Annotated in this window: 13 protein-coding genes; 5 read left to right on the top strand and 8 right to left on the bottom strand. The window is 67.4% G+C overall.

Annotated features, from left to right (window positions below):
* Positions 1 to 8 precede the first annotated feature (8 nt).
* Genes cntI through cntO form a run of 4 tightly spaced genes read right to left on the bottom strand, consistent with a single transcriptional unit; the run spans position 9 to position 5,090 of the window.
* Entirely contained in the window at positions 9 to 863 is an 855-nt protein-coding gene (cntI, locus tag HMPREF2924_RS11170) for a pseudopaline transport inner membrane protein CntI (RefSeq protein ID WP_003104336.1), read from the bottom strand.
* The gene (cntM, locus tag HMPREF2924_RS11165; RefSeq protein WP_003095356.1) at positions 845 to 2,146 is read right to left on the bottom strand and encodes a pseudopaline biosynthesis dehydrogenase CntM; all 1,302 of its coding nucleotides are present in this window, start codon (positions 2,144 to 2,146) and stop codon (positions 845 to 847) included. The genes cntI and cntM overlap by 19 nt, the downstream gene beginning before the upstream one ends.
* On the bottom strand, positions 2,143 to 2,934 hold the full coding sequence (cntL, locus tag HMPREF2924_RS11160; protein WP_003135317.1) for a pseudopaline biosynthesis protein CntL: 792 nt from the start codon (positions 2,932 to 2,934) through the stop codon (positions 2,143 to 2,145). Before cntL ends, cntM begins: the two co-directional genes overlap by 4 nt.
* A 29-nt stretch (positions 2,935 to 2,963) precedes the next feature.
* Positions 2,964 to 5,090: a pseudopaline transport outer membrane protein CntO gene (gene cntO / locus HMPREF2924_RS11155; protein ID WP_003135318.1), complete on the bottom strand. Its 2,127-nt coding sequence runs from the start codon at positions 5,088 to 5,090 to the stop codon at positions 2,964 to 2,966.
* Between the two features lie 141 nt (positions 5,091 to 5,231).
* Between cntO and HMPREF2924_RS11150 the strand changes: the two genes are divergently transcribed.
* Complete coding sequence (locus HMPREF2924_RS11150; protein WP_003135320.1) at positions 5,232 to 6,386, top strand: acetyltransferase domain-containing protein; 1,155 nt, start codon at positions 5,232 to 5,234, stop codon at positions 6,384 to 6,386.
* Between the two features lie 251 nt (positions 6,387 to 6,637).
* Here the strand turns inward: HMPREF2924_RS11150 and speA are convergent, their stop codons facing one another.
* From speA to HMPREF2924_RS11130, 4 genes are all read right to left on the bottom strand, one after another.
* A complete protein-coding gene (speA, locus tag HMPREF2924_RS11145; protein WP_003095365.1) occupies positions 6,638 to 8,548 on the bottom strand; it encodes an arginine decarboxylase in 1,911 nt (636 codons plus the stop codon).
* A 250-nt stretch (positions 8,549 to 8,798) separates the two neighbouring features.
* Positions 8,799 to 9,170, bottom strand: a complete 372-nt coding sequence (locus HMPREF2924_RS11140) for a translation initiation factor Sui1 (protein WP_003095367.1) — start codon at positions 9,168 to 9,170, stop codon at positions 8,799 to 8,801.
* Between the two features lie 203 nt (positions 9,171 to 9,373).
* Positions 9,374 to 9,910, bottom strand: a complete 537-nt coding sequence (locus HMPREF2924_RS11135) for an NUDIX hydrolase (protein ID WP_003095369.1) — start codon at positions 9,908 to 9,910, stop codon at positions 9,374 to 9,376.
* A 3-nt stretch (positions 9,911 to 9,913) separates the two neighbouring features.
* Positions 9,914 to 10,984, bottom strand: coding sequence for a DUF2333 family protein (locus tag HMPREF2924_RS11130; RefSeq protein ID WP_003095371.1), 1,071 nt, complete (start codon positions 10,982 to 10,984; stop codon positions 9,914 to 9,916).
* Positions 10,985 to 11,336: 352 nt separating this feature from the next.
* Between HMPREF2924_RS11130 and gcbA the strand changes: the two genes are divergently transcribed.
* The 4 genes from gcbA (at position 11,337) to aroQ (ending at position 17,538) form a co-directional block, all read left to right on the top strand.
* Entirely contained in the window at positions 11,337 to 12,965 is a 1,629-nt protein-coding gene (gene gcbA / locus HMPREF2924_RS11125) for a diguanylate cyclase GcbA (protein ID WP_003106227.1), read from the top strand.
* 77 nt (positions 12,966 to 13,042) lie between these two features.
* Positions 13,043 to 15,016, top strand: a complete 1,974-nt coding sequence (gene ctpL, locus HMPREF2924_RS11120) for a methyl-accepting chemotaxis protein CtpL (protein WP_015503725.1) — start codon at positions 13,043 to 13,045, stop codon at positions 15,014 to 15,016.
* A gap of 159 nt (positions 15,017 to 15,175) precedes the next feature.
* A complete protein-coding gene (locus tag HMPREF2924_RS11115) occupies positions 15,176 to 16,951 on the top strand; it encodes a protein-disulfide reductase DsbD (RefSeq protein WP_003135335.1) in 1,776 nt (591 codons plus the stop codon).
* Positions 16,952 to 17,094: 143 nt separating this feature from the next.
* Positions 17,095 to 17,538: a type II 3-dehydroquinate dehydratase gene (gene aroQ, locus HMPREF2924_RS11110; protein ID WP_003095385.1), complete on the top strand. Its 444-nt coding sequence runs from the start codon at positions 17,095 to 17,097 to the stop codon at positions 17,536 to 17,538.
* The last annotated feature ends 15 nt before the right edge of the window (positions 17,539 to 17,553 follow it).

The raw sequence follows: 17,553 nt of genomic DNA, 5'->3' as shown, positions 1-17,553 counted from the left end.
CCGGAGGCTCAGCCCTTCTTCGTCCGCGACAGCGCGATGCACGCCACCACGATCAGCACGCCGCCGGCGATGGTCAGCGCGTCCGGCACCTCGCTCCAGAACAGCCAGCCCCAGCCGGCGTTGAAGACGATGCCGATATAGCGGGTCACCGCAACGATGGTCGCGCTCTCGTGACTGAAGGCGCGGGTTAGGAACACCTGGCCGAGCAGCGACACCACCCCGATGGCCAGCAGCAGCCCCCACTCGCGCAGCGTCGCCGGCACCACGAAGTCGTTCCACATCAGCGGGATGGCCACCAGGGTGGCCACCGCCAGGAAGTAGAAGACGATCTCGTAGGTATGGTGCCGCGCGCTCAGTTGGCGGATCGCCACCGAGGCACCGGCGGCGAACACCGCGCTGAGCAGGCCGACCACGGCGTATACCGAGTAGCTGGAATAGCTGAACGGCTTGACGATCATCAGCGCGCCGAGCACCACCACCAGCAACAGCCAATAGACCGCCCGGGGAATCCGCTCGCCGAGGAACAGCGCGGAGAAGAGGATGACGAAGAACGGCGACATGTGCGCCAGGATGCTCGCGTCCGCCAGCGGGATGTGGGCGATGGCGTAGAAATAGCAGACCAGGTACAGCGCCCCCATCACCCCGCGCACCAGCAGCATCGGCACGCCCTGGCGCGACAGGGCGACACCGGCCTGGCGCATCAGCAGGTAGATCAGCAGGGTACCGATGGCGCTGCGGAAGAACACGATCTCGGCAGCCGGCAGGGTGGCGCTGGCTTCCTTGACCAGGGCGTTCATCACGCTGAAGGTGAAGGACGCCAGCACCGCCAGCAGCACCCCGCTCTTCAGCAGGTCGAGCACCACTGGCGATAGATGGCGTCCGCCGCCGGACGGCTGTCGATCGGATACAGGCTTGGATGGCACTGGCTCGCTCCTTGGCAATCGATGAATCGGGACACGGCGTTCTCGTAGCTCGCCAGCAGGCTGCGCGCCTGCGGCATGGCCAGGTCGAAGTGGGCGGCCAGCGCGACGATCAGCGCCAGCTTGCGATAGTCCTCCAGCGGCACCCGCGGGAGCCGCCAGAGTCCATCCTCGTCGCGACTGACGCGGCGGAACGGCACTGCGGAAAAGTCGAAGTGGCGACCCTGCTCGTCGGCCGGAGAGAACGGATCGACCAGCAACGCCGCGTAGCGCACGAACAGCAGGTATTCCTGGCGCTCGGCGCCGGCCTCGGCGAAGCCGTCGATGGCCGCGCGCGGCAGCATCGTCTCGTGCACCGGGTAGTTGTCGTCGTTGAGGAACCGCAGCAGGTTCAACGGCTCGGCGCCCATCCGCCGCAACAGTTCGCTCAGCTCGCACCACAGCCGCCGCATGGCGCCGATGGCCCCGGGGGTGATAGGTCCCTCCGGGTAGAGCTTGTACATGAAACCGGGCGGCCCCTGCTCGGAAAGTATCCGGGCGAGGGCGAACTCGCCGAGAAAGAACGGACTGTGCACGTAGGTGGTGACGTTGCGGCCCTCCGCCGCTTCCGGCGTCGCCAGGGGTACTACCTCAACCCCGCTGCCGGCCAGGACTCGCCGCCAGGTCTCCCGCGCCGGGCAGTCCGGCCGGCTGGAGCCCAGGTAGACCCTGCGCTTGACCGCCTTGGTCAGGGCCCGCAGCGGTTGTGTCTCGTCGATCACCTTGGTCGCCGCGTAGTAGCTGGACAGACTCAGCACGGTCGCCTGGCACCCCGCCGGCAGGGCGCTGCGCACCAGCAGGTTGGCGCCGATGAAGGCGGACACCAGCAGCAGCGTGCGCACCCCGCCGAGTCGCTCCCAGGGCAACCCGCGGACCACGTCCAGGTAACTGTCGGCCGGCACGCAGAGCACCAGGGTCTGCCAATCGTCGCGAAGCTCAGCGGGGTCCTGGTGGAAGACGTCCAGCGCGGCGTTGCCGGACAGCCAGCGATGCTGCCCCTGCCCTTCCAATTGCAGGCAGGCGCCGCGCGCCAGGGCCTCGGCGATCCGCTGGCTGCGCCGGCCGGGATGGTTCAGCGCGCCGAGGCGACCGGCACCGTGGCGGCGCAGGTCCAGCGCGACCTGGATCGCCACCGCGCCCAGACCGACCAGCAGGACGTTGCCCAGGCTCTCATCAGCGGCGTTCATCGACCGGCCTTCTCCAGGATCAGGGTGTCGTACAGCGGCTGGCTGACCCGCTCCGCGCAAACCCGCCAGCCCTCCAGTTCGGCCGGCTCAACCGGGTAGTTGAACAGTCCCTTGATGCCGCTGCCGTGACGCAGCAGGACCTTGGCGTCGGCGCGCATGACCTGGCGGATCTGCGCCAGTACCGCGCTTTTCTGCTGCACCAGCGAAGCGATCAGGAAATGCGTGGCATCGCGGGAAAACGCCAGTTCCGCCGGCGGCAGCGAGGAAAACTGCATGCGCGCCTCCAGCCCCTGGCAGCGGGCGATCTCGCGGGCATAGCCCAGGGCCTCCTCGTCGATGTCCAGGCAGCACAAATGTGCGCCGACCTCCCGCGCCAGCACCAGGGCCGAGGTCGGCAGGGCACCGGAGCCGACGAACAGGACCCGTGCATCGGCATCTATCCCGGCGCTGTCGAGTTCGCCGCGGATGGATTCCAGCAGGCTACCCAGGTAGCGGCCCATCTCGCCGGGTTCATGCAGCACGCCCTGGCAAAGGTGCTTCTCCAGTTCGCAGAGGGCCTGCACCGCCGCGTCGCGCAGGCGCAGGCCGAGCGCCTGCAACGCAGGGTCGTCCGAATCGGCCTGCCACTGCGCCCGGCTGCAATCCTCCCCGATCAGTCCGCTCAGACGGTCGAGCTTGCGCCTGAGGATCTCGTAGCAGCCGCAACACTCGCGGGCATAGACGGTGAGCAGGCGAATCTCGCATTCCAGTTCGCGGAGGGTTTCCAGCAGCGGTGTGCGTCCTTGCATGGCATGGCTTCCTGGCGGCAGTAGAGGGCTCAGTAGTTCAGGGTCAGGCTCATGGTCAGGTTGCGCGGCTCGCCGGGGGCGACCCAGACGTTGTTATAGGAACGCTCGTAGTAGCGACGATCGAAGAGGTTGTTGACGTTCACCCCGAGGGTCGCATTGCTCGCCAGCGGATAGTGCGCGAGCAGGTCGACGGTGGTGTAGGCCGGCAGTTCGAAGCCGCTGTCGCTGCTGTCGCCGGCGCGCTCGCCGACATAGTTGAGCGCCGCGCCGGCGTCGGCGCCGTGCAGCCAGCCTTCGCGGAACTCGTAGACGCCCATCAGGCTGCCGCTGTGCTTCGGCACGTTGAGCAGGCGGCTGCCACGGGCGATGTTCTCGTCCTTGGTCACTTCGGCGTCGATATAGGCGTAGGCGCCGATCAGCCGCAACTGCTCGGTGAGCTGGCCGCTGAACTGCAGGTCGAAGCCGTGGCTGCGCGCCTCGCCGGCGGTCTGCTGGTAACCGGGATTGCTCGGGTCGGCGGTGAGCACGTTCTTCTTTTTCAGGTGGAACGCGGCGAGGGTCATGCCCAGCCGGCCATCGAGCAGGTCGAGCTTCACCCCCGCCTCGTAGCCGCGCCCCTCCTCCGGGTCGAAGGCCTTGCCGGCCATGTCGGTACCGCCATTGGGCTTGAAGGATTTCGAGGCGTTGGCGAACAGGCCGACCTCCGGGGTCGCCTGGTACAGCACGCCGATGCGCGGGGTGGCGGCACGCTGGGTCTGCTGCGAGCTGGTGTCGCGGAAGCGGCCATTGTTCAGGCGCGTGGCGTTCATGTCCTGGCGGTAGCGGTCGAAGCGCACGCCGAGCAGGCCGCGCCATTTCTCGTTGAACTCGATCTGGTCCTGCAGGTTGAGGGCCATCGCGTCGACTTCCTCGTGGTTGCGGTCGTCGCGTCCGAAGGGTGGTTTCGGCTGGCCGTAGACCGGCCGGCGGATGTCGATGGCATAGGGGTTGCGCGACGGGATGCTACGCAGGATCAGTTCGTCGTTGTGGTAGCGCTCGTACTCCAGGCCCATCAGCAACTGGTGGCGGATCGAGCCGGTATGGAGATCGCCGAGCAGGTCGAGCTGGGTGATGCTGTCGTGCCACTCGAAGTCGCGGTAGCGGTACTCCCGGCGCAGGGTGTAGCCGTCGGCGGCGAGGCTGGAGTTCTCCGAGGCGTAGCCGTCCAGGTGGCCATGCTTGTAGTGGCTGGCCAGGCGCAGGCTCCACTGCTCGTTGAAGTGATGGCGCAGGGTGGCCTGGAGGGTTTCGTTGTTGTTGTCGATCTTGCCGTCGTCCGGCTCGCCGAAGAACCGCGAGCGCGGCAGGCTGCCCAGGTGGTTGTGCGGCGCCACGGTGCCGCGGTCGAAGACCTGGCGGTTGCGCACCACCTCGGCTTCCACCAGCAACGAGGTGTCCGGGTCCAGTTGCCAGCTGAACGATGGCGCCACCAGCAGGCGCTGGCCGTCGGCGTAGTCGCGGAAGCCCTTGCTGTCCTCCACCGCCAGGTTCATCCGGTAGAGCAGGTCGCCCTCTTCGTCCAGCGGCGTGTTCAGGTCCAGGGTCGAGCGGTAGCGGTCCCAGCTGCCGGCGCTGGCATGCAAGCGGGCGAAGCGCTCGGCCTGGGGCTTCTTGGTCACCAGGTTCACCGTGCCGCCGGGATCGCCGCGCCCGTACAGGCTGGAGGCCGGTCCCTTGAGGATTTCCACGCGCTCGATGGTGGCGCTGTCCGGGGCGTTCATATAGCCGCGGTTGGCGCTGAAGCCGTCGCGGTAGAACTCCGAAGTGGTGAAGCCACGGACGTTGTACTCGAACATCGTCAGGCCGCCGAAGTTGTTCTGCCGCGAGACCCCGCCGGCGAAGTCCAGCGCCCGTTCGATACGAGCGCTGTCAAGGTCGTCGAGCACCTGGCGCGGCACCACGCTGATGGCTTGCGGGATGTCCTCGATACGGGTGTCGGTGCGCGTCGCGCTGGCCGACCGATTGGCCCGGTAGCCCTGCACCGGGCCCTCCGCGCGCTCCGCTTCGGCGGTGACAGTGAGGACCTCAAGCTCTGCGGGACTTTCCGTTTCCGCCCAGAGCGCCGGACTGCTGCAACCGAGGCCGACACCGAGGACAAGCGACACACTGACTCTCATGGGAAATCGCACCAGAAAAGAAATGATATACTATAACGCTACCAGTTCGATTCCGGCCTCGCAATACAATGCCCGGCTCTATCTCGCTTCTCGCCGCCAGGCTGTGATACTCATCCCTCTTTTCCGACGACCAGCCCAGCCATGCCCAACTCCATCTCCAATTCCTCCCGCCTGCACAGCATCGACGCCCTGCGCGGCCTGGTGATGCTGTTCATGCTGCTCGACCATGTCCGCGAGACCTTTTTCCTGCACCGCCAGGTCGGCGACCCGATGGACGTCGCCAGCACCGAGCCGGCGCTGTTCCTCAGCCGCACCCTGGCGCACCTGTGCGCGCCGGTGTTCGTCTTCCTCACCGGCCTGTCGGCATTCCTCTACGGCGAGAAGCACCAGGGACGCCGGGCGGTCTCGGCGTTCCTGTTCAAGCGCGGGTTGTTCCTGGTGGCGTTGGAACTGACCCTGGTGAACTTCGCCTGGACCTTCCAGTTGCCGCCGACGGTGATCTATCTCCAGGTGATCTGGGCGATCGGCCTGAGCATGCTCGCCCTGGCCGCCCTGCTCTGGTTGCCGCGCCCTCTGCTCGCGGCGCTCGGCGTGCTGCTGGTGGCCGGCCACAACCTGCTCGATCCGCTGCATTTCGCTCCCGGCTCGGCCTGGCACCTGCCGTGGGCGGTGCTCCACGACCGCGGCTGGATCGAAGCGGGCGACGCCCTGCGCCTGCGCACCTCCTACCCCCTGCTGCCGTGGATCGGTGTGATCGCCCTGGGCTATGCCGCAGGCAACTGGTTCAGCGGCGCCACGCCGGCGACCACGCGCCGACGCTACCTGCTGGCGGGCGGTGGCGGGCTGCTGCTCGGCTTCATCCTGCTGCGCCTGCTCAACGGCTATGGCGAGAAACCCTGGGCCTTCGGCGAGACGCCGGCGATCACCCTGATGGGCTTCTTCAACGTCACCAAGTATCCGCCGTCGCTGCTGTTCCTCGCCCTCACCCTGGGAATCGGCCTGCTGCTCCTGGCCTGGTTCGAACGCCTGGACTGGAGCGGTCGCGGCAAGGCCCTGGTGGCGTTCGGCGGAGCGCCGATGTTCTTCTACCTGCTGCATCTCTACCTACTGAAGCTGCTGTACCTGCTGGCGCTGGCGATCTGGGGCGCCAACCGGGGCGACTACTTCGGTTTCTCCTCGGTGCCGGCGCTATGGCTGTGCAGCATCCTGCTGGCCGTGGCGCTGTACCCGGCGGTGAACTGGTTCGCCGGTTTCAAGGCGCGGCGGCGGGATATCGCCTGGTTGAAGTACTTCTGAGGCGCGGAGCATCCAGGAGCCGCTGAAAAAGTCCGGCCCTTCCCCCACGGGTAGGACGAATGACGCGAAGCGTTATCCGCCGGACACAGCAGGCAACCACGCCGACGTCCACCGCCGGCAGGGAAGCGGAAATGAAGGGGTTGCGCGGAATTCCCACATAACGAGCAGGATCTGAAACGAAATGGCCGGCGGGCGCCTCGCGCCAGCCGGCCATTGCCTGGTTCGCTTCCCGTCGCCGACGGGCTAGCCAGTCAGGACAGGTACGCCGAGCGGGTCAGCCCCAGGCGCAGCGCATCCAGGTACTGGTTGCGCTCGCGGGCGGTGAGCTTGGCCCCGGCGACCTTGTCGCGGTAGAGGGTCATCAGTTCCTCCGGCGACAGGTGCACGTAGCGCAGCATGTCCTCGATGGTGTCGTGGGTCTCGATGCCGGCGTGATAGATGCCGCCGTCTGCGCGCTGGTAGACGTTCACCGAGTCGGTGTCGCCGAACAGGTTGTGCATGTCGCCGAGGATCTCCTGGTAGGCGCCGACCAGGAACACCCCGATCAGGTAGTCCTCGCCCTCCTTCACCTCGTGCACCGGCAGGCTGGTCTCGATGCTCTGCTCGTCGACGTACTGGGTGATCTTGCCGTCGGAGTCGCAGGTCAGGTCCTGCAGTACCGCGCGCCGATCCGGCTCCTCGCCCAGGCGGTGCAGCGGCAGGATCGGCAGCACCTGGCCGATGGCCCAGGTATCCGGCAGGCTCTGGAACACCGAGAAGTTGCAGATGTACTTGTCGGCGAGCTTGTCGTTGAGTTCGTCGAGGACCTGCCGGTGGGAGCGCTGGCGGGCCTTGAGCTGGTTGTGCAGGCGCCGGCAGATAGCGAAGTAGCACTGCTCGGCGAGGGCTTTCTGCGCCAGGCTGATCTTGCCGTCGGCATACTGCGCGGCGGCGTCGCCGATGTAGTGGGTGGCGCGCCAGTAGGTTTCGGTGACCATCTCGGCATCGGTCGGGCCGAGCAGTTCGGCCAGCCAGCGGACGATCTCCGGCTGCTCGTCGAGATCGACGATCTTCGGCACGTCGTCGTTGTGCCGCTCGACGTCGGTGACCTGGGTGATCAGCACCGCATGGTGCGCGGTCAGCGCCCGGCCGCTCTCCGAGAAGATGTGCGGGTGCGGCAGGCCCTGGGCGTCGCAGAACTCCTTGAGCATGCCGACCACCACGCCGGCATAGTCATCGATGTCGTAGTTGATCGAGCTGGCGTTGCGCGAATGGGTGCCGTCGTAGTCGACGCCGAGGCCACCGCCGACGTCGATATGATCCACCGGCAGGCCGAGCGCGCGCAGCTCGCCGTAGTAGCGGATGGCTTCCTTGAAGCCGTGCTGGTAGTCGGCCAGGTTGGCGATCTGCGAGCCCATGTGGAAATGCAGCAGGCGCACGCCCTGGTCGAGTCCGGCCTGGCGGAAGCGCTCGACCACCGACAGCAGCTGGGCGGCGGAAAGGCCGAACTTGGCCTTCTCGCCACCGGTGTCTGCCCACTTCGACGAAGCCAGCGAGGACAGCCGCACGCGCAGGCCGACCTGGGGCTGCACGCCGACGTTGGCGGCCTCCTCGATCACCAGCTGCACCTCGGATTCCTTCTCGATCACGATGAACACGTTGTGCCCGAGCTTCTGTCCCATCAGCGCCAGCTTGATGAACTCGCGGTCCTTGTAGCCGTTGCAGACGATGGTGCCGCCCTTCGGGGCCAGCGCCAGCACCGCCATGAGTTCCGGCTTGGAGCCTGCCTCCAGGCCGATGGAGACGTTCTCGGTGGCGATGATGTTCTCCACCACCGCTTCCTGCTGGTTGACCTTGATCGGATACAGCGCGGTATAGCGGCTCTGGTATTCGAGGCGCTCGATGTTCGCGTCGAAGGCGCCGGTGAGCTTGCGCACGCGGTCCTGCAGGATATCCGGGAAGCGCACCAGCAGCGGCAGGCTCAGGCCCGCCTCGCGCAGCTGGCCGACCAGCTCGTAGAGATCGATGGGCGTCGAGTCGGCGCCCTGCGGACGCACTTCGACATTGCCGCCATCGTTGATGGCGAAATAACCCGCACCCCAGTGGCGGATGCCGTATACGCCGCGGCTGTCGGCCACGGTCCAGTTGCTGCCATCGTCTTTGCGAGTCCGTCGAGCGGCCATGCGCGGTGATCTCCTCAATGTTCGGGGTCGGGCGGGCGCCGGGATCTCCGGATGGCCCTGGGCCGGCACGCCTGTGGTGGAGGCTAGCCGGAGGATGTGACGTTGCCGTGTTGACCGCCACACTGGGCGGTAGTTTAGGAAAGCCGAGGAAATCCGCTCATGCGGGTATCCGCAGTCTCCCATCTAGGGAAAGGGCTGGCGCGGCCTTCGCGGTGCCGGACCTGCCCGCTCTCTGCAGGGGAGAATGCGGTCAGCCGCCGGACTTCTTCGCCTTGAAACCGCGCTTGAGGAGTTCGTCGATCAGCAGTTCGACATGCTCGCCCTGGATCTCCACCACGCCGTCCTTGAGACTGCCGCCAGTGCCGCAGCGCCGCTTCAGCGCGCTGGCCAGCTCCTTGAGCGCATCGCCGGCGAGCGGCAGGCCACTGATGGTGGTCACCGTCTTGCCGCCGCGGCCCTTGGTCTCGCGGCGCACGCGCGCGATCCCGTCGCCGGCAGGCGCTACGGCCTGCCCGCAGATGCAGGCGTCTTTGGGTTGCTGGCAGTCCGGGCAATGCCGGCCGCCATCCGTGGAATACACCAGCCCGCCGAGGGCGGACAGGGACGAAGCTTTTTTGACCACCGGGCGTTTCCCCCAGAATGGCCTCGACGGGCCAGGTCAACAACGATGGCCGGCGGGAGCCGACCGCGACGCCCCACTCAGGCAGGGGCTGCGCAGGGGCGGCATGGGGACCGCCCGAAAAGGTCGCGCAATTTAGCAGCATTGCGAGCAAATGCTAAGAGCGAAAATGCGCCATTGATCGGTGAAATGGCGACATCCGCGGCTCAGGCATCCAGGTACAGGCGCAACGCCTGCAGGGAATCGGGGCAGTACGGCAGGCTGCGAGCCTCTTCCAGCGCCAGTTCGGGACGGATGAAGCGGGCTTCGGAGATTTCCTCCGCCTGCAGACGCAAGGGCGCATCGGAGACGGCGGAAAACACCGCGCACCAGAGCCGGTTGCCCGGTTCGTCGAAGAAGAAGCGGCCATGTTCGCGCAGGACCGCGTCGCGGATTCCCAGCTCTTCCTCCAGTTCGCGGGCGGCGGAGTCGGCGTAGGGCTCGCCGGCCTGGACCATGCCGCCGGCGGCGAGGTCCCAGTACCCCGGATAGACCGCCTTGCTCAGGGTCCGGCGCTGCACGCACAGCTCGCCGGCGGAGTTGAACAGCAGGATGAAGGTGCCGCGACCGATCAGCCCGCGCTCGCGCAGCTCCGCGCGCGGCAGGCTACCGAGCGGGCGGTCCTGCTCGTCGACCCAGGCGATGAGTTCGGCGTCGGAGGCGGCCCGGTGGGCCACCTCTTCGGCGCTGATCGGCGCGGCCATGGGTCAGCCCTGGGAAAGCAGCTGGCGCAGGTCGATCACCGCGGCGTTGGCGCGGGAAATGTAGTTGGCCATCACCAGCGAGTGGTTGGCCAGGATGCCGTAGCCGCTGCCGTTCAGCACCATCGGGCTCCACAGCGGCTCCTGCGCGGCCTCCAGCTCGCGGATGATCTGCCGCACGCTGACCGTGGCGTTCTTTTTCGCCAGCACGTCGGCGAAGTCGACCTCGATGGCGCGCAGCAGGTGCGACAGCGCCCAGGCCTGGCCACGGGCCTCGTAGAAGACGTTGTCGATCTGCAGCCAGGGGGTTTCCTGGACTACTTCCTCGACCTTGGGCGCCTCGCCCGGCTGTACTTCTTCGGGGTTCTTGATGTTGGTGTTCAGCTTGACCCGGCCGACGCTCGCCGACAGGCGCTGGGACAGCGAGCCCAGGCGGGTGGCGACGTCGCCCAGCCAGTTGTTCAGGTTGTCGGCGCGGGCATAGAACTGCGCGTTGGGCTGGTTCGGGTCGGACAGGCGGGCCAGGTAGCGGTCCAGCGACTTGATGCCTTCCTGGTACTCCGACTCGGACGCCGGCAGCGCCCAGCTCTTGTTGTCGAAGTTGAAGCGCGGCTCGGCGCGAGCCAGGTCGGCGTCCTCGGTGGACTGCGACTGCGAACGGGCGAAATCCTTGCGCAGCGCCCGGCTGATGTCACGCACCTGGACCAGCACGCCATACTCCCAGCTGGGCATGTTGTCCATCCAGATGCCCGGCGGGAAGATGTCGTTGGAGATGTAGCCGCCCGGCTTGGTCAGCAGGGTGTCGACCACTTCCTTGAGGGTCTCCACCGTGGTGTAGCCGGTGACCATCTGCCGCCCGGCGCGCTCGGCGGCGGCCTGGGCGTCCTGCTGCACGGGGAACAGGTCGGGTTCCTGGCTCCAGTACCAGCCGACCAGCATCGCCACCAGCAGGTAGACGCCCAGCAGGCCTCCCACCACGCGCACCAGCCAGGGGCCGCCGAAGTAGGTACGCACATCATCCACGGAATTGTCCACGCGATCGCGCATGGTCCCACGACGCTTCTTCCAGTCCAGCATGGCAAGGGTCCTTAAAACAGCTCGATAGATGGGGGATTGGACCATGGCGAACGCGTTCCGTGCCAAGCGCCAACCCTTCCAGGACGCCGAAAACCTCGGCATCGTCGGCTTTCAGCGTAGTGGAAGCCGGTTTTGTGCCGGAATGCTCAGTGAGAATTTTCCGAAACAGGCATAAGCATGCCGTAGTCCGTCGCACAAAGGCACCCACCAACAGGTGGGGATGACATTTGGAAAAGAAAAGGCTCCTCTCGTCAGCCGCCCAACGGCCGCTGGCTTTCATGGCGATAGATGATAGCATAGAGCCATCATTCGCAGCGACGCTCTGCCGCGAAGACCACGAAAGAAGCGCGTCATGATGACCGAGCACGATGACCCGACCCTGGACCGCCTGAAGCACCACTTCGCCCAGCGAGTGATCAACCAGGCGCGCCAGGTTCTGGAGGTCTGGCAACGCCTGACCCGCGCGGAGTGGAACAGCGACGGCATGGAAGAACTGGCCGACGCCACCCTGCGCCTGCAGCGCTACGCCGAACGCTTCGAGCAAGCCGAGCATGCCCAGCTGGCCGGTGCCATCGACCGTACCCTGGACGTCGTCGAGGCCAACCGCGGCCGGCTTTCCAGCGAGTCGATCAGCGAACTCAACCAGTTGATGCAGCGCCTGTCGCGCACCGGCCTGCGGCATGGCGACCAGCTCGAGCACACCGTCCTGCCGCCATTGCGCAAACCGGTCTACCTGGCACTGAAGGACCGCGAACGCGCCGAGCGCCTGGCCCAGCAACTGGAGTTCTTCGGTCTGCAGGCGCTGAGCTGCGAGACCGCCGACGCCTTCCGCGCCAGCATGCGCGAACGCTACCCGGCGGCGATCGTCATGGAAGTCGACTTCGCCGGCCCCGACATGGGCCTGCGACTGGCCAGCGAGGCCCAGGCCGGCCTCGAACACAAGCTGCCGGTGCTGTTCTTCAGCGACAGCGAGACCGACACCCCGACCCGCCTGGCCGCAGCCCGCGCCGGCGGCCAGGAATTCTTCACCGGCACCCTGGACGCCTCCAGCGTGCTGGAAAAGATCGAGACCCTCAGCCGCCTGAGCTTCTACGAACCCTACCGGGTACTGATCGTCGACGACTCCCGGGCCCAGGCGCTGCACACCGAGATGGTCCTCAACAGCGCCGGGATCATCACCCGCGCGCTCACCGAGCCGCTGTCGGTGATGGCTGAGCTGAGCGACTTCCAGCCCGACCTGATCATCCTCGACATGTACATGCCCGAGTGCCTGGGCACCGAGTTGGCCAAGGTGATCCGCCAGCACGAACGCCACGTCAGCGTGCCGATCATCTACCTGTCCGCCGAGGACGACCTGGACAAGCAGCTGGACGCCATGAGCGAAGGCGGCGACGACTTCCTCACCAAGCCGATCCGCCCGCGCCACCTGATCGCCACCGTGCGCACCCGCGCCAGCCGCGCGCGCAGCCTGAAGGCGCGGATGGTGCGCGACAGCCTGACCGGCCTGTACAACCACACCCATACCCTGCAACTGCTCGAGGATGCCCGCCTGCGCGCGCGTCGCGATGGCCGTCCGCTGAGCTTCGCGATGCTCGACATCGACCACTTCAAGCAGGTCAACGACCGTTTCGGCCACCCCATGGGCGACCGGGTGATCAAGGGCCTGGCGCTGTTTCTCAAGCAGCGCCTGCGCAAGACCGACCACATCGGCCGCTATGGCGGCGAGGAGTTCGCCGTGGTCCTTCCGGACACCGATCTGGACGCCGCGCGCCTGGTGCTCGACGAGATTCGCCAGCGCTTCGCCGAGATCCACTACCCGGCGCAACCGACCGACCTGCGCTGCACCTTCAGTTGCGGCATCGCCGAGCTGACCCCGGACCTCGATATCAAGAGCATGGCCAAGCAGGCCGACGAAGCGCTATACCGGGCCAAGCACGGCGGACGCAACCGGATCGAGGTATATCGTCCCGACGCCCGGTAATGGCTCTTTGTCATCACCCGGTAACCAAACGGAAATAACCTGCGGTCTCGCCGCTCCGTAGTCGGACGAGACCCGCCATGCGCCTCAAGCAACTCACCAATCTCAACACCCTGCTCCTGCTCACCGTCTGCCTCGCCCTGGGAATCACCCTGTGGTGGTCGCAACGCGCCATGGAGCGCCCGTTCCAGTTGCTCGACCAGTACCTGGAGCTGTCGCAGCGCTTCGACGAACAGGTCGCGCGCAACGTCCGCCAGTACCTCGGCAGCGGCGACGCCGTACGCCAGCAGGCCGCGCTGCAGGCCCTGGAAAGCCTCGCCGAGGCCTTGCCGGAGCTACCGCCGGACCTCGCCCGGACCCTCGCGCCAAGCCTCGCGGAGTTGCGCGAATTCAGCGCCGGCGATCTGCTCGCCGCCGGCAAGCTCGCCGGCGACCCGCAGGGCCTGCTGCTACAGGCCGAGCGCGACCTCGCCGGCAACCTGGAACAATGGTCCGCCTACCTGGATGCCGCGACGGAGCAGCCCCAGGCCGGCGCCTACCGCACCCCGCTGCTGCTCGCCAGCCTGCACCTGACCCGCCTCAGCCTGGCCCGCGCCAAGCTGGTGGAAAGCGCCAACCCGGCCCTGGCCGGCGACGTCGAGCGCGAACTGGCCAACCTGCGCGAGCAGGCCGGGCGGATCGAGGCCTTGCCGTTGCTCGGCGTGCTCGACGAACAGCGCTCGGCCAGCGACGACTTCGCCGCCATGATGGGGCTGGCCGGCGACGCCGAGGCTGGCGCCGGCAATGCCGAAGACCGCGGCGTGGCGCTGCGGCGCGAACTCGCCAGCCTGCTGCAACGCTATCCGGACGAGTTGCGCCGCACCCGCGACCTGATCGAGCGTCGCCAGCAACTGTCCGCCGACACCGGCGCCAAACTGGACGCGGTGCGCCAGGCCCTGGCCACCCTGGAGCCGCAGGTGCGCGGCGAGCGCCAGCGCCTGCAAAGCCAGGTACGCCTGATCCAGGGTGGGATGATCGCCCTGATCCTGCTCATCGCCCTCGCCATCGACAGCCTGCAAAGGCGCCTGGCACGGGTCCTCGGGCAACTGGTGCCGGCGCTCTCGGCCTGGGCCGACGGCGACTTCTCACGCCCCATATCCCTGCGTACCCGCACCGAGGACCTGCGCAACCTGGAAGATTCGCTGAACCGCCTGCGCAGCTTCCTCGCCGAGCTGGTCGGCGCGATCCACCGCCGCGCCGAACAGGTCGCCGGCAGCAGCCAGACCCTGGCCGAGGTCAGCAGCGGCCTGCACGCCGGGGTCGAGCGCCAGGCCGGCGATACCGGGCAGATCCGCGACGCCCTCGGCGACATGGAAGCGGCGATCCAGCAGGTCGCCGGAGACGCCAGCCAGACCGCCGACGCCAGTCGCAGCGCAGGCCAGGCAGTGGAGCACGGCCAGCGGGTGATCGGCGAGAGCCTGGGCGGCCTGCGCGAGCTGGTCGACGAGGTGCAGGGCAACGCCCAGTCGATCGAGCGCCTGGCCGAGGAGTCGGCGACCATTGGCAGCGTGCTGACGGTGATCCGCTCGATCGCCGAACAGACCAACCTGCTCGCCCTCAATGCCGCCATCGAGGCCGCCCGCGCCGGCGACCAGGGCCGTGGCTTCGCCGTGGTCGCCGAGGAAGTCCGCTCGCTGGCCCAGCGCACCGCCGGCGCCACCGAGGAGATCCAGCAGCTCATCGGCCGCCTGCAACAGGCCGCGCGGCAATCGGTGGAGGCCATGCGCAGCCAGGTCGAGCATGCCGAACGCACCGCCGAACAGGCCGGCGCGGCAGAGGGCGCACTGGACGAAGTGGTCGCCGCGATCCATACCATCGGCGTGATGGCCGAACGCATCGCCGAAGGCTCGACCCAGCAGAGCCAGGCGGTCGGCGAGATTCGCTCGCACAGCGAACGCATCCACGCCCTGGGCGGGGAAAATCTGCGGCTGATCGGCCATAGCCGCGAACAGGGCGAGCAACTGCGGCAACTGGGCGGCGACCTGCGCACCACGGTGCAGGCCTTCCGCCTGTGACCCTGCGGCGACGTGCCGCAAGGCGCCAGGGGAACCGTCTGGCTTCGCACCGGTCGGATACCGCTCAGCGGAACCGGGGCAGGACCTGATCAGCCGCACGGGGCTCGATCGGGCCCGGCTTTCCGCTATCATTCCGGCTTTTGATCCGACGAGATATCCATGCGCCGCCTGCTGACCCTGATCCTCCTGCTGGTCGCCCTGCCCGCCGGCGCGGGCCTGTTCGACAGCCGTCCCGGCGCCTCCCTCGGCGGCGGCCTCGATGGCGGCGGCTTCCTCAAGGTCGACCAGGCGTTCAAGCCCAGCGTCGAGCGCAGCGACGCGCAGCACGTGCTGCTGCGCTTCGTCAACGCCGAGGGCTACTACCTCTACCGCCACCGCTTCCAGTTCAAGGTCGAGCCAGCCCAGGTCAGCCTCGGCCAGGTGCAGCTGCCGGCGGGCAAGCAGCACCACGACGAGTACTTCGGCGATACCGAGGTCTACTACAACATCGTCGACCTGGAGATTCCCCTGAACAACCCGGCCCGGCAGCCCTATACCCTGGTGGTGACCTACCAGGGCTGCGCCGACAAGGGCCTCTGCTACCCCCCGGAAACCAGGCGCTTCGACATCGACGGCGGTGCCGCGACGCCAGCCACGAACGACGCGGCCAGCAAGGACCCGCTCGAACACAAGGGCAAGCGCAGCCTGCTGTTCTTCTTCCTCGCCGGCCTGACCCTGACCTTCACCCCCTGCGTGCTGCCGATGCTGCCGATCCTCTCCGGAGTGGTCCTGCGCGGCCGGCCGGGCGGTGGTCGCGGCTTCGTCCTGTCGCTCGCCTACGTGCTGCCGATGGCGCTCTGCTTCGCCCTGCTCGGCGCGCTGATGGGCATGTTCGGCGCCAGCCTCAATCTCCAGGCGCAATTGCAGTCGCCCTGGGTACTGGTGCCATTCGCGGCGTTCTTCGCGCTGTTCGCCGTGGCCATGTTCGGCTTCTTCGAGCTACGCCTGCCCGGCTTCATCCGCGAACCGCTCGACCGCCTGGCCGGCGATGCGCGCGGCGGCTCGATCCTCGGCGCGGCCACCCTCGGCGTGCTTTCCAGCCTGCTGGTCTCGCCCTGCGTCTCCGCCCCGCTGGCCGCCTCGCTGCTCTATATCAGCGCCAGCGGCGATGCCTGGGGGGGCGGCCTGCAACTGTTCGCCCTCGGCCTGGGCATGGGTACGCCGCTGGTGGTCTTCGGCGCCGGCGGCGGCGCCCTGCTGCCCAAGAGCGGAGCCTGGATGAACGGCGTGCGCAACGCCTTCGGCGTGCTGTTGCTGGCGGTCGCCGTGTGGCTGCTGGAGCGGGTGGTGTCCGGCCCGGTGGCGCTGATGCTCTGGGGCATGCTCGCCGGCGGCGCCGGCCTGGCCCTGGGCGCCCTCGAATTCACCCCGAAGAGCGCCGCACGCCGCCTGCTGCAACTGCTTGGCCTGATGTTCCTGACCTACGCGGTGGCCGCCTGGATCGGCGCCCTGCAGGGCGAGTCGGACCCGATCCATCCGCTGGGCCGCTCGGTGCCGTCGATCCACGCCGGGCCACCGAGCACGCCCGGCGAATGGCAGAACCTGACCACCCCGGCGCAGCTGGACGCCGCCCTGGCCGAGGCACGCCAGGCCGGCAAGCCGGTGCTGCTGGACTGGTATGCGGACTGGTGCATCAGTTGCAAGGTCATCGAGCGCCAGGTCCTCACCGACCCCACGGTGCAGGCACGACTGCCGGCCTACCGCCTGCTGCGCTTCGACATCACCGAAAGCAACCCGGCCCAGCGCGGCCTGCTGGACCGCTACAACCTGTTCGGTCCGCCGGCGATCCTGTTCTTCGCCCCGGGCGGTGACGAATGGAGCGACTTGCGCGTCATCGGAGAGATCGACGCCGCCGGGCTCGCCGAACGACTGCGCCGGGCCGCTACCCGGCAGTGACATGCGCTGACATACTTCTGCCGCAATTGCCGGTCAACATGCGGCGATCTACTGCAATCTAACAGTGACTGGACAGTCATACGGAAATTCCGGCATAGTGCCCGCTTGCCGTTTGCAGCCTGTACAGGACAATCAACAAGACAATGGCGACCCTCCTCGTATTGCACGGGCCGAATCTGAACCTGCTGGGCACCCGCGAGCCCGGCACCTACGGTTCGACCACCCTCGGGCAGATCAACCAGGACCTCGAGCGCCGCGCCCGCGAAGCCGGCCACCACCTGCTGCATCTGCAAAGCAACGCCGAATACGAACTGATCGACCGGATCCATGCCGCGCGCGACGAAGGCGTGGACTTCATCATCATCAATCCGGCGGCATTCACCCATACCAGCGTCGCGTTACGTGACGCGCTGCTTGCGGTGAGCATCCCATTCATCGAAGTGCACCTGTCGAACGTGCACAAACGTGAACCTTTCCGGCATCACTCCTACTTCTCCGACGTGGCGGTAGGGGTGATCTGCGGTCTCGGCGCCACAGGCTACCGCCTGGCCCTGGAATCCGCCCTTGAACAACTTCAACGCCCCTGACCTCACTGGGAGTGC

The sequence above is a fragment of the Pseudomonas sp. HMSC063H08 genome (genome assembly GCF_001813645.1).
GTDB classification, from domain to species: domain Bacteria; phylum Pseudomonadota; class Gammaproteobacteria; order Pseudomonadales; family Pseudomonadaceae; genus Pseudomonas; species Pseudomonas aeruginosa.
This window is presented reverse-complemented; position numbering and strand designations above follow the sequence as displayed.